Source organism: Kitasatospora hibisci (assembly GCF_043950205.1).
Lineage (GTDB): Bacteria > Actinomycetota > Actinomycetes > Streptomycetales > Streptomycetaceae > Kitasatospora > Kitasatospora hibisci.
The window spans coordinates 6,220,252-6,232,824 of sequence record NZ_CP171642.1; the positions used below are offsets into that span (position 1 = coordinate 6,220,252).

General features: G+C 74.5%; 11 protein-coding genes. 4 read left to right on the forward strand and 7 right to left on the reverse strand.

Features of this window, described 5'->3' with window-relative positions; translation table 11 throughout:
* The first annotated feature begins 435 nt into the window (after positions 1 to 435).
* From ACF9IK_RS27250 to ACF9IK_RS27260, 3 genes are all read left to right on the forward strand, one after another.
* The gene (locus tag ACF9IK_RS27250; RefSeq protein WP_395296732.1) at positions 436 to 2,043 is read left to right on the forward strand and encodes an ABC-F family ATP-binding cassette domain-containing protein; all 1,608 of its coding nucleotides are present in this window, start codon (positions 436 to 438) and stop codon (positions 2,041 to 2,043) included.
* Between the two features lie 192 nt (positions 2,044 to 2,235).
* Positions 2,236 to 2,448, forward strand: a complete 213-nt coding sequence (locus tag ACF9IK_RS27255) for a hypothetical protein (protein WP_395296733.1) — start codon at positions 2,236 to 2,238, stop codon at positions 2,446 to 2,448.
* A gap of 43 nt (positions 2,449 to 2,491) precedes the next feature.
* Positions 2,492 to 2,866 carry a toxin Doc gene (locus tag ACF9IK_RS27260; RefSeq protein WP_395296734.1) on the forward strand — a complete coding sequence of 125 codons (375 nt, stop codon included), beginning with the start codon at positions 2,492 to 2,494 and terminating at the stop codon, positions 2,864 to 2,866.
* Between the two features lie 49 nt (positions 2,867 to 2,915).
* Here the strand turns inward: ACF9IK_RS27260 and ACF9IK_RS27265 are convergent, their stop codons facing one another.
* From ACF9IK_RS27265 to ACF9IK_RS27295, 7 genes are all read right to left on the reverse strand, one after another.
* A complete protein-coding gene (locus ACF9IK_RS27265) occupies positions 2,916 to 3,587 on the reverse strand; it encodes a Pr6Pr family membrane protein (protein ID WP_395296735.1) in 672 nt (223 codons plus the stop codon).
* Between the two features lie 172 nt (positions 3,588 to 3,759).
* Positions 3,760 to 4,416: a response regulator gene (locus ACF9IK_RS27270; protein WP_395298697.1), complete on the reverse strand. Its 657-nt coding sequence runs from the start codon at positions 4,414 to 4,416 to the stop codon at positions 3,760 to 3,762.
* A 200-nt stretch (positions 4,417 to 4,616) separates the two neighbouring features.
* Positions 4,617 to 5,978 (reverse strand): sensor histidine kinase, encoded by a 1,362-nt coding sequence (locus ACF9IK_RS27275; RefSeq protein ID WP_395296736.1) that lies wholly within the window; start codon positions 5,976 to 5,978, stop codon positions 4,617 to 4,619.
* Positions 5,975 to 7,015: a hypothetical protein gene (locus tag ACF9IK_RS27280; protein WP_395296737.1), complete on the reverse strand. Its 1,041-nt coding sequence runs from the start codon at positions 7,013 to 7,015 to the stop codon at positions 5,975 to 5,977. Before ACF9IK_RS27280 ends, ACF9IK_RS27275 begins: the two co-directional genes overlap by 4 nt.
* Before the next feature lie 178 nt (positions 7,016 to 7,193).
* Entirely contained in the window at positions 7,194 to 8,294 is a 1,101-nt protein-coding gene (locus ACF9IK_RS27285) for a hypothetical protein (protein WP_395296738.1), read from the reverse strand.
* A gap of 7 nt (positions 8,295 to 8,301) precedes the next feature.
* Positions 8,302 to 10,449: a hypothetical protein gene (locus ACF9IK_RS27290; RefSeq protein ID WP_395296739.1), complete on the reverse strand. Its 2,148-nt coding sequence runs from the start codon at positions 10,447 to 10,449 to the stop codon at positions 8,302 to 8,304.
* A gap of 71 nt (positions 10,450 to 10,520) precedes the next feature.
* Positions 10,521 to 10,991 (reverse strand): WXG100 family type VII secretion target, encoded by a 471-nt coding sequence (locus ACF9IK_RS27295; protein WP_395296740.1) that lies wholly within the window; start codon positions 10,989 to 10,991, stop codon positions 10,521 to 10,523.
* Between the two features lie 348 nt (positions 10,992 to 11,339).
* Between ACF9IK_RS27295 and ACF9IK_RS27300 the strand changes: the two genes are divergently transcribed.
* A complete protein-coding gene (locus ACF9IK_RS27300; RefSeq protein WP_395296741.1) occupies positions 11,340 to 12,563 on the forward strand; it encodes a CaiB/BaiF CoA transferase family protein in 1,224 nt (407 codons plus the stop codon).
* Positions 12,564 to 12,573 lie beyond the last annotated feature (10 nt).

Here is a 12,573-nt window from a genome sequence, read left to right on the forward strand (position 1 = left end):
CGGACCGGAACGCGGCCGTCACCGGATCGGCACGTGATCGGCACGCGAAGCGCGCCGGAATAACCCGTTGCGGAGACCGGCCGGCCTTCGTAGCGTGATCCCTGCCACCCGCCGGAACAGGAGAAGGCCGTTGCTCTACTGAGGTCCCGAGACACCGCCCCCGCCGCGATGCAGCCCTGCTGACGCAGGCCTGCCGAGGCCGCGGTGCTGCGACAGCGCTGCCCGTGCAGCCCTGCTGTCCCGATGCAGCCCGTCGTCCTGACGCAGCCCCGCTGCGCGCGGTGTGCGTGTGTGCGAGTGCGCGACCTCAGTGGTGAGCCCGCCCGGCACCCGTCCCCGTGGCGGCCCCGGCCGTCCCCCCCCAGGCTCCCCGCACTCCCGCGGTGTCTCCCGTGTTGCTCCCCAGACCGCAGGCAACCACCCGGGAGGCCACTCATGGCACAACCCAGCACCTCCGTCCTCTGCACCGACCTCGCCTTCGACTGGCCCGACGGAAGGACCGTCCTGGACGGCTTCCACCTCGCCGTCGGCCCCGGCCGCACCGGCCTGATCGGGCTCAACGGCGCCGGCAAGTCCACCCTGCTGCGGCTGATCGCGGGCGAGCTCACCCCCACCGCCGGCACCGTCAAGGTCGGCGGCGAGCTCGGCCATCTGCCGCAGGGCCTCACCCTCGACACCCGGCTGCGGGTCGACGAGGCACTCGGCATCCGGGCCGCCCGCGAGGCCCTGCACGCCATCGAGTCCGGCGACACCCGCCAGGAGCACCTCGACGCCGTCGGCGACGACTGGGACGTCGAGGAGCGCGCCCGTGCCACCCTCGACCGGCTCGGGCTCCAGCGGCTCGGCCTCGACCGGACCACCGCCGAGCTCTCCGGAGGCGAGGCCGTCCTGCTGCGCCTGGCCGCCCTGCTGATGCGCCGCCCCGACGTGCTGCTGCTCGACGAGCCCACCAACAACCTCGACCGGGCCGCCCGCGAGCGGCTCTACGAGACGGTGGCGGGCTGGCACGGCGTGATGCTGATCGTCAGCCACGACCGCGAGCTGCTCCAGTACGTCGACCAGATCGCCGACCTGAGGGACGGCCAGGTCACCTGGTACGGGGGGAACTTCGCCGAGTACGAGCGCACCCTCGCCGCCCAGCAGGAGACGGCCGAGCGGCTGCTGCGCAACGCCGAGGCCGACGTCCAGCGCCAGAAGCGGGACCTGGCCGAGGCCCGGATCCGGCTGGAGCGCAGCGCCAGCTACGGCAGGAAGCGCTCGGTCACCCGCAACGACCCGCACATCTTCGCCGGCAAGCTCAAACGCCAGGGCCAGGAGACGGCCGGCCGTCTCCAGGGCATGCACACCGAGCGGCTGGACGAGGCCAGGCAGCGGCTCACCGAGGCCGAGGAGGCCGTCCGCGACGACGCCGAGATCCGGATCGACCTGCCCCGTACGGCCGTTCCGGCCGGCCGCACGGTGCTCACCCTGCAGAAGGTCCGGCTGCCCTACGGCACCACCGCCGACCTCGACCTGTGCGGCCCCGAGCGGATCGCCCTGGTCGGCCGCAACGGGGCCGGCAAGACCACCCTGCTGCGCACCATCGCCGGCGAACTCGCCCCGTTGGAGGGCGAGGTGACCACCCCGGTGCCGCTGCGCCACCTGCCGCAGCGGCTCGACCTGCTGGACGACCGGCTGACCGTGGCGGGGAACGTCAAGCTGTTCGCGCCGAACGCCGGGGACAACGCGATCCGGGCCCGGCTGGCCCGCTTCCTGTTCCGAGGCGGCCGGGCGGACCAGAGCGCCGCCACGCTCTCCGGCGGCGAGCGGTTCCGTGCCACCCTGGCCGCGCTGCTGCTGGCCGACCCGCCGCCGCAGCTGCTGCTGCTCGACGAGCCGACCAACAACCTCGACCTGGCCAGCGTCCGTCAGCTCACCCAGGCACTGGCGGCCTACCGGGGCACGCTGATCGTCGCCAGCCACGACCTGCCGTTCCTGCGCGGCCTGGGGATCACCCGCTGGCTGGAGCTGGACGGCGAACTGCGGGCGGTGGATCCGATGTAGGACGTGCGGTCGCCGGGGGGAGCCGGCGGGCCGGTCCGGTCCGGTTCGGTCCGGGGCCCGGGGCCGCAGGCGCGCGTCTGCGGCCCCGGAGGGATCGCCGCTCCCGCCCGGGGCGCACAACCCGCCCGGGGCGCCGGTCGGTTGGCGTCGTTCCGGTTCCCCGGGCGGTACCGTTCCAGTACCATCGGCGCCATGCCTGCACTCAACATCGAGTACACGGAGCACGAACTCGCCGCGATCCGTGCGGCGGCCGCCGCCGACGGGAAGAGTGTCAAGGCGTACGTCCACGACCTGAGCGTGCGGGAGCAGCAGCGGCGGGACTTCGTCGCGCACGCCGTGGCGTTCTGGACGGCGCACCGGGCGGAGTTCGACGCGGCGTTCCCGGAGGACGCGCCGGCGGCGTGAGCCGGGCGGGCGCAAGGATGTGCGGCGGCGGAGGGGTGCCGGAGTGACGCTGCTCCACGTCGACCTGCGCTGGCTGCTCGACGTGCAGGAGCAGGCCTCGCCGGAGGACCTGAGCGTCCGGGACTACTCGGCGCTGCAGGCGGCGGTGGCGCGGCACCGGGTCAACACCGCGCAGCTCGGCCACGACGCCGATCCGGCCTGGTGCGCGGCCACGCTGATGCACACGATCGTGCTGCTGCGGCCGCTGCCGGTGCGCAACAACCTCTACGCCTGCATGACCACCGCGGCGTACATGCACGCCGCGAAGGAGGGCATCGACCCGCCGTACGGAGCCCTGGTGGAGCTGGCCCGGGACATCGCGGAGGGGCGGGCGGACGTGTACGGGGCGGCCGACCGCATCCGCTGCTGGCGGATCTGAGGCGGCCGCCGCGCGGCGGACCCTCGGACGGCACGGGAGCGACGGAGGGTCAGGCCGTCGGCTCCGTGCCGGGCTTCGCGGCGGCCGGGCGGAGCCGGCCGGAGACCAGGGTGCCCAGCCGGTCCAGACCCACCACGGCGGCGGCGAGCACGATGAACTCCACGGTCAGCAGCGCGATCTGGCCCCAGACGTAGCCGTAGCCCCTGGCGGTCGGGTCGAAGAAGAAGTACGGGTAGGGCAGCGGGTAGTTCGAGAACAGTGCGTTGCGGGTCAGCACGATCGCCGCGTACCCGAGCGGGAAGGCCAGCCAGAGCGGGACGTCCCGCCAGGCCGAGGCGTTGCGCGGCTTCAGCGCCAGCCAGTCGGCGATCACCAGCACTGGTGTGACGTAGTGCAGGAAGAACGACGACCAGTGCTGCAGCTTGTCCGGCCCGTCGAACAGCCCCGGCAGCGGGTTGGCGCCGTGCTCCAGCAGGATGTGCGAGACCAGGCCGGTTATCAGGATGTACAGCGTGGCGGCCCCGCGCAGCCGGGGCGCGGGCGCGTCGACCGTGCCGCGCTCGATCATCCAGTACACCGCGCCGATGAAGTAACCGAGCACGATCACGTTGCTCTGGACGGTGAAGTAGACCAGGCTCGACGTGCCGAGGGTCAGGCCGAGGCCCGCCGAGAGAACGATGCCCATGCGCCACCAGAGCGCGGGACTGGTCCGGACTGACATGCGGCCACCGGTTCGTTTCGGGCCGATACGGGAGCTATCGGGCGGTAGACGGGGGAAGGCCCGCACTCTACTCGCTGGTAGGTCCGGGAAGGAAGAAACGTTCCGGCAGACCGGGGCCCGCGACCGCCCCCTGCGACCGCGGGCCCCGGTCTGCCGGAACCCCCGCCACCCGCTACCCCGGCAGCACGAAGCCCGACTCGTACGCGGCGATCACCGCCTGGGTGCGGTCCCGGGCGCCCAGCTTGGCCAGCACACTGGCGACATGGGTCTTCACCGTCTCCTGGCTGACCACCAGTCGCCCGGCGATCTCGCCGTTGTTCAGCCCGGAGGCCATCAGCCGCAGCACCTGGCCCTCCCGCTCGGTGAGCCGGCCGATCGGGCCCTTCTCCGGGGCGGCGGCGCGCCGCCCGGCCGGGACCTGCCGCAGTGCGAGCTCGCGCACCGCGGCCGGGAAGAGCAGCGAGTCCCCGTGCGCGACCAGCCGCACCGCCTGGACCATCTCCTCCACGCTGGACCGCTTGAGCAGGAACCCCGTGGCACCCGCGCGCAGCGCGTCGTACACGTGGTCGTCGTGCTCGAAGGTGGTCACCACCAGGATCTTCGGCGGGGACTCCATTGCGCCGACCAACTGCTCGGTGGCGCGGATGCCGTCGATGCCGGGCATCCTGACGTCCATCAGCACCACGTCCGGCTGCAGCGAGCGCACCAGCGGCACGACCTCGGCGCCGTCCGCGGCCTCGCCGACCACGGTCAGATCGGGCTCGGCGTCGATCACCACCCGCAGACCCATCCGCACGAGCCGCTCGTCGTCCGCGATCACCACCCGCACGGACCCGGCCGCCTCCCCCGCGCCACCCAGTGCGGCCGCTTCCGCCTCCACCACTCCTGCCTCCACCACTCTCGGCTCCATCGCTTCCGCCTCCACCGGTCCGGCCCCCACTGCTCCCGCCTGTACTGCTCCCGCCCGCACTGCTTCCGCTCCGCCCGTGCCGCCTGCAGCGGCCCCGTCGTGCGCCGCCGCCTCCCCGCTCAACCCGCTCCTCCCACCGGCAGCCGGACGGCCAGCCGCCAGCCCGCCCCGTCCTCGGTCGGCCCGGCCGCGCACGCGCCGCGCAGCACGGCCGCGCGCTCGCCGATCCCGCGCAGCCCGCGTCCGCCGCCGGGCCGGCTGGGCCGTGCGGTGCCGAGCGGGTTGGTCAGCTCGATCTCCAGCAGGCCCGCGGTCAGCCCCACCCGGAGCCCGGCGGGCGCCGTCGGCCCGGCGTGCCGCAGCACGTTGGTCAGGCCCTCCTGCACGATCCGGTACGCCTCGCGGGAGAAGGCGGCGGGCAGCCGGTCGAGGCCGGGCGCGAGGTCGGCGTCGATTCGCAGGCCGGTCCCGGAGAGCTGGCGCAGCAGGTCGTCGAGCCCGGCCAGCGTGGGCCCGGCGGTCTCGGTGTCGGCCCGGTCCTCCTCGCGCAGCAGGCCGAGTACGGCGTCGAGCTCGGCGACGGCGGCCCGCGCCGTCTCGCCGATCGCCCGTAGCGCCTCCTCGGCGAAGTCGGGGTCGGCGCGCAGCACCCGCGCGGCCGCCGAGGCCTGGATGCCGACGGCGCTGAGCGCGTGGCCGACCGAGTCGTGCAGCTCGCGCGCCAGCCGGTTGCGCTGGGCGAGCACCGCGGCCCGCCGCTCGGCGGCGGCCAGCCGCTCCTCCGGGGTCGGACCGAGCAGCACCGGCGCCCAGCGCGCCAGCAGTGCCCCGAGCCCCGCGCTAATGGCGGTGATCAGCAGCAGCAGGGCCAGACCGAACGCGGGGCCGGGCAGGACGAACGGGACGCCGCGGTCCTGCCAGTACCGCAGCGCCTCGTCGACCGGTGTGCCGCCCAGCGGCGAGTAGGTCAGCACCACGGCGAACGGCACGCCGGCCAGCGTCATCCCGCTGACCACTCCGCCGAACAGCAGGTGGAGCACGTACCAGGCGGAGGTGCGGCGCCGGGCCGCCCAGGACCGGGCCGGGCCGGTGGAGACCTCCTCGGCCCGCTCCGGGGCGCCGAGCGCCCGGGCGGCCGCGCCCTCCAGCGCCCGGACGATGGGCACCAGCGCGGTGAGGGCGGCCATCGGCAGGGAGAGGGCGAGCGAGGCGAGTTGGAGGAGGACCTGGTGCAGCGGGCCGTTCTCCGGATCGAGCGCCCCGAGCAGGACGACGGAGAGCATCCAGTACGGCATCAGCAGCGCGCCGCCGAGCACCAGGTGCACCCAGCGCAGCCGGGCCCGCCGACCGAGCAGCGCACTCGCCGGCCGCCGCAGCCGCCGGAGGAGCCCGTGCCACCGCAGGCCCGGTCCGGGCCCCGGGCCGGTTCCGGCGCCCGTCGCCGCCGCTCCCGTTCCCGCTGCGTCCGCCCCCGTGCTCACCCGGCCGACTCTACGTCAGCGACGGCCGCGGGGGCGGCCGGTGCCACCGCCGAGCCCGCCCCGGGCGGCGCCACCGCCGCCCGCGCGGCGGCCCGCTCGACCAGGGCGATCGCGCCCGCCGCCAACACCAGCAGCCCGGTGATCACCTGCGCCGCCTCCACCAGGGGGAGCAGCCCGGGCACCGCCTTCTGCGGATCGGACACGTCGGTGACGGTCCCGAACACCACCAACTGCCAGGCGCCCCAGCCGAACAGTGACCCGGCCGCGGTCCACGTCACGGCGAGCGGCACCCGCAGCCGCCGCTCCGGCCGGATCCGGAACACCAGCACCAGCAGCGCCGCGGTGCCGGCCACCGCCATGAGGGCGGTCACCAGGTCCATCACCGCCAGGCTCCGGCTGTGCTCCGCCACCCAGGCCGCGGGCAGCCCGGCGGTCCCGCCGGCGGACCAGTAGAGCCGGGCCGCGGCGACCCCGAAGGCGAGCAGCCCGGCCACGCCGGCGAAGGTCCGCTGCACGGTGAGCGTGGGCGAGTCGGGCAGGTCGCCGATCCGCTCGCGCAGCAGGCCGCCCCAGCGCTCCCGGGTGTGGAGCAGGAAGCCGACGATCAGCGCGACGCCCTGGACGGCGAACCCGCCGTACACCACCGTGAAGACCCAGTCGCCGAGGCCGTCCGGGCCGTCGTCGGCGGCGGACGCGTCGGGGCCGAGCACCAGCGTGCTCAGCAGGATCAGGGGCAGCGCCACCAGGATGGTCCCGAGCAGGCCGGTCGCGACCCACATCGGGAAGGCCAGCAGTCCGGCCGGGGCCCGCCGGCCCCAGGGCCGGACGAAGGCGAGGGCGAGCAGCACGGCGACGGCGTCCATGCCGAAGGTCAGCAGGTTGATCAGCCAGAGGTCGTCCATCGCGGCGCCGTCGCCGACCCCCACCGGGTGGCCGGTCAGCCAGAGCAGCTTGAGCGTCAGATACGGCACCGTCGCGGCGACGCCCGTACCGGCCGCCACCGCGCGTACCCGGGCGAGGGGACTGTGCGTGGTCATGGGCCCACCCTCCCGTGCGGGGCCCGGCCCGGCCTCCCCCTGACTCCCGATCCGCGTCCCCCTGCCGGGGGATCCGCCGGCCCGGGCCTCCTCCCCGAGGCCCGGGCCGGCGCCGCCGCCTGCTCGACGACCGGCCTGGTACCGGGTGTGCTCGACCGGACGCGGCTCGCCGCCCCGGCTACGGGACGATCGGCTCGCAGCCGACGGCCTTGCCGCCGGCGGTGAGGAACTGGCGCCAGAGCTCGGTCCCGTCCGTGAAGACCCCGCTGTCGCCGACGCCGGCGCCGCCCCGCCATTCCAGGTGGAAGTACGTCGGCTTGCCCTGGCAGTCGGCGACCACGTTCTGGCCGGACGCCCCGATCCACTGCGCGCGCCCGTAGGCCGCGGTGCGCGCGTCCTTCGGGTCGAGGCCGGTGGCCCGCGGGTCGGTGGCGATCGCGAAGGAGACGAGCGGGCTGCCCGCGGTCGCGTAGCCGATCTCGCAGGACCACACCGGCGCGAACGCGGTGGTGGCCTGCTGCCGGTACCCGCCGCCGTCGGCGCCGGCGCCGCGGGTCGGGGCCAGCCCCGGCAGGCCGCAGACCTTGCCGAAGTCGACCGGTTGCGGTGCGGCCGCCGCGGAGAGCCCGGTCGGCGCCGGCAGCGTCCCGGCGCCGCACCCCTTCGCCCCGGCGGCGGTGCCGGCGTAGGCCACCGCCAGCTCGGCCAGGCCCTGGCCGCGGTCGTCGTCCGCGGTGTCCCCGCCGAGGCCGATCTCGGCGCGCATCCCCCGGGGGCAGCCCTCCGGGAGCAGGGCCCACGCCCGGGACGGCAGGACGGCCCCGGCCGAGCCCCCGGCGAACAGCCGGGCCTCCGGTGCGGTCGGCGGTGCGATCCCGTCCGGGTTGACCTCCAGGGCGAACGACGCGGTCCGCTCCGACGTCCCGAACAGCCCGGACGAGACCTTCGCCACGCAGCTGGCCCCCCGGTCGTAGGCGCCCGGGGACCAGCCGTCGCTCTTCTCCTCGCTGATCCGTCCCGGCCCCAGCGCCGCGTGCAGCCGGTCCGCGGTCGCGGCGCCGCCGCAGACCGTGTCCGGCCCGAACGCGTTGGTCAGGTTGTACAGCAGCACCCCCGAGACGCCGGCCGCGATCGCCACGATCACGCCCGCCGCCCGCAGCCGCAGCCGCCGGGTGGTGAACCCGCGTCGGGTCAGGGCGTCGTCGGCCCGCTGAAGGGGTCCGCCGTCCGTGTCGGCCTCCCCGTTCGGCTCGTCCACGCGGTTCCGTTCTGCAGTCACGCTGTCGTCATCCCCTGCCGAGTGCGCCGTTGTAGGTGCGGTCGATCGAAGTCGAGTAGTTCTGGGTGACATCCTCCATGAGCTGCTGCGTCACGCCGCCGGTCGCGTCTATGTCCTTCTGGGAGACGCCCGACAGCGCGGCCTTGTACTCGATCATGGCCTTGAGCTGCTCCTCGCCCGCGGAGTAGTTCTTGCTGAGGTCGCCCTGGGCCTTGGTGTCGAGCTCGGCGTTGGCCTTGTTGGCGTAGTCGGCGGTGCCGACGTCGACCAGGCGCTGGGCGATGTCGCCGAGCGGGGCGGGGAGGAAGTAGTTCACCGGCGTGCCGTAGATGTGGTAGTCGATCTTCGACTGCCAGTTGTTCTTGAACTTCTGGTCCTCGCGGTGGTCGATCAGGACGTCGCCGCGCACCCCGTCGAGGGCGCCGAGCGCCTGGCCGGCCTCCTGGGTGAAACCGGCGAACTTCGGGTTCACCCGGCCGGTCGCGTCGGGCTTGAAGTCCTCCGCTCCGTAGGTGTCCATCCGGCGGGCGATCTCCTGGCTCTCCGCGGTGTGGATGACCCGGAAGGCCTCCGGGTCCTCGGCGGCACCGCGGATGGTGCGCAGCAGCTGCTCGCGGCTGAAGGTGAGACCGTCGGGCTCGGAACTGCCGCGCATCTCCTTGCCGAGGATCTCGTGCACGTCCGGGGCGTAGTCGGCGATCATGTTGCCGAGCGGACGGCGCAGGCCGGCGGGCAGGCTGTTCTCGGCGCCGGCCTTGTCGCCGCCCAGGGTGGCGACGGTCTCGTTCATGATCCGGGACATCGCCGCGTCGTGCTGGCGGGGCGGCTGGTTGCCGTGCGGGTCGCGGCCGGTGGCGGCGGCCTCCAGGGCGTCGCCGAAGGCGCCGCGCGAGGTGTTGCGTGCGATGCTGTCGAACTGCTTGTCCTCGTAGCCCTGGTTGGGCCACTTCCGGTCCTTGAGCAGGTAGTCGAGGTTCTTGTTGGCGGCGGGGTCGAGGAATTCCTTGGAGGCCTCCGGGTTGCGGCTCATCGCCCGCATCAGGCCGCCCATCGGGTCGCCCTGCTTGTCCATGACGCCGCTGTAGAGCGGGCCCCAGAGATCCTCGCCCTTGCGATTGCTGTTGCGCTCGTAGTCGACCAGGTCGTTGCCGACCTTCTCCAGGAACCCCTTGTCGTAGGTGCCCTTGGCGCCCATCAGCTCGGTCAGCACCGGGTAGCTGTCGTTGAAGCCGGCGGCCGAACCGCCGGGCTTGCGGGCGGCCTTGAGGAGGTTGTCCTCCCACTCCTTGCCCATCCCGCCGTCCTTGGTGGCGGTGGCGAGGACCTGGGAGAGGTTGCCGTAGATGTCCTGGTAGTCCTTGGCGTTGCGGTCCCCGTGGGACAGGTCGCCGTAGACCTTCGCGTACACCAGCAGCGCGTCCGGGCCGGTCTTGTCGCCCGCCTTGAGGCCGTTGAGCAGCGTGGTGGAGAAGTCCTTGGAGCCGGAGTTGGCGGCCATCAGGTCCTGCAGCCGCTTGCGTTCCTCGTCGGAGAGGCTGCCGCCCTTGGCCAGCAGGTCGGTGGCGCGCTTGGCGTCGGCGACGTCGCCGCCTCCGTACGTGTGGGAGTTGAAGGAGGTGGTGCTGGTGCCGACATCGGTCTGCAGGGCGGAGGAGGCGCGCTGGTCGGCCGCGGCGGCCTTCTCGACGGCCTTGGTCAGCCGGTTGGAGATCGCCTCCGCCTTGCCCTTCATGTCCTGCTGGTACTTGCGCTGGACCTCCTGGTAGTCGGGGTCGTTGTGCCCCTCGGAGGACATCGGCGGCCAGCTGACCGTTCCGTCGGCGGCGACGGTGAGCTTCTGTTCGGCCGCGTCGTGGAGCGCCGTGTCGAGGTCCCGACGGGCTGCGGTGAAGTCCTCGGCTGCGTCCTTGATGATCGCCGCGAGGGCCCGGGCGACCCCGGCGGCCTGGGTGAAGTCGGTGTCGATGGTCTGGAGGGCCCGGCCCGCGTCGTCCGCTGCCCCGCCCTGCCAACCGGCCCGTTGCGGTGTGTTGGTGAGGTCCCGGCCCACCCGGCCGTCGAGCCCGTCGAGGGCCTTGGCCATGTTGGCCCAGGCCTCGGCGGTCTCGGTGACGCCGGAGAAGTCGGCCTCGTGCAGTTCCTGGAAGGACACCATGTCCCTGGATTCCTCTCGCGCTTCGCTAGTCCTCGGTGCTGCTGCGTCCGGCGCTCCCGGCGCCCGCGCGCTCAGTGGCCGAACTGGCCCGCCGTGGAGTGCTCGTTGGCCTGGTAGTTGCGCTGGGTGGCGTCCAGCTTGTCGGCCGTGCCGGTGAGCTTGTCGTGCAGCGACTTGCACTGCTGCAGCCAGCGCTCGGTGCATCCGGTGAGGGCGCCGCCGAACGCGAAGCCGCGGATCTTCGCGGCCGCGCCGCTCGCGTGCTCGGCGAGGTTGTTGCCGCCCTTGCCGTTGGCGCTGTCCAGGTCGGTGGCGATCTGACGGGCGATGCCGGCCGAGGCGCCGAGCTCGTAGGGGCGGTCCAGCCGGGTGGTGGGCGCCGTCGGTGCCGGTCCGGGTGAGGGGTTCGGCGTCGCGCCGGCCGCGAACGGGGAGGTGCCTGGGGCGGAGATCGGAACGACGGTGTCCGGCGCCGGGTTGCGGGGGGCGCCAGGCGGTGACGCCGGTGAGACCGGCCCGGTGGTGAAACCTGGGAAGACCATGTACGTCCGCTCTCCTCATCCTCGACGAGGGGTCAGCACCCCTCGGGCCACGGGACGGCCGGAAGGTCCGCCCGTCGGTGTACTGACGTGCCGCCAGGGCCGGTGGTTCCGGCATTCGCGTCACGTACTTGTCAAGATTCCGGCCGGCGGTCCGGCGGCCGCCCGTCCCTGCCGGGCCGGCCGTGGCGCCCGGCCCCGGGGCCCGGTCGACGCCCCGGCCGGCACCGTTCCGGTACCCGGCCGGAGCCCGGTCCCGGCGGCCGGCGCGGAGGTCTTGTTACCCGCGGGTCGCTTCCCTATCATCGCGAGTGTTACAGCTTTACTGTCAAACCCGAGGGGCGGCGGCCAGTGCGCGACACGAGCAGTCCCGGCCCGCTGGCCGGCGTCCGGGTGGTCGAGCTCGCGGGGATCGGGCCCGGCCCGTTCGCCGCGATGCTGCTGGCAGACCTCGGCGCCGACGTGGTCCGGGTGGACCGGCCCACCCCCTCGCCGCTCGGCATCGATCCCGCCCACGACGTGGCCAACCGCAACAAGCGCTCCGTCCTGGTGGACCTCAAGGCCCCCGACGGGCCCGGCCTGGTCCTGGACCTCGCCGAGCGGGCCCACCTGATGATCGAGGGCTACCGCCCCGGTGTCGCCGAGCGCCTCGGCGTCGGCCCGGAGGACTGTCTGGCCCGCAACCCGGCCCTGGTCTACGGTCGGATGACCGGCTGGGGCCAGCACGGGCCGCGCGCCGACCGGGCCGGCCACGACATCGGGTACGCCGCCGCGGCCGGCGTGCTCGGCATGATCGGCGACCCGGAACGCCCGCCCGCGATCCCGGCCAACCTGCTCGGCGACTACGCCGGCGGCTCGCTCTACCTGGTCGTCGGCCTGCTCGCGGCCCTCCACCACGCCCGCGCGACCGGCACCGGCCAGGTGGTCGACGCCGCGATCGTGGACGGCGCCGCCCACCTCACCGCGGTGCTCTGGGGCCTGCTGGCGGCCGGGCAGTGGCAGGACCGGCGGGGCGCCAACCTGCTCGACGGCGGCGCACCCTGCTACGCCGTCTACCCGGCCAAGGACGGCGGTCACCTCGCCGTCGGCGCGCTGGAGCCGCAGTTCTACGCCGAGTTCGCCCGGCTGCTGGGGCTCGGCGCGGACGCGCCCGGCCAGTGGGACACCGCCCGCTGGCCCGAGCTGCGCGCGCTGATCGCCGCCCGCTTCGCCACCCGCACCCGGGCCGAGTGGGAGGAGGTGTTCGCCGGCTCCGACGCCTGCGTCGAGCCGGTGCTGACCATGCGCGAGGCCGCCGCGTCCGAACACCTGGCGGCCCGCGGCACGTACGTCGAGGCGGACGGCTACACCCAGCCCGCCCCGGCCCCCCGGTTCTCCGCCACCCCCGGGACGCTGCGCCGCCCGCCGTCCCGGCCGGGCGCCGACACCGCCGAGGTCGCCCGGGACTGGGGCCTGCCGGCCCTGGCCCGCCCGCCGGGCCCGCCCGCTGCCGCACCGGCTGCCGCGCCGTCCGCCGCCGAGCCGGTCCGGAACACCCCGCCCGCCCGGCCGTCCCCGGACGCCGCGGCCCGATAAGGAGAGCGCC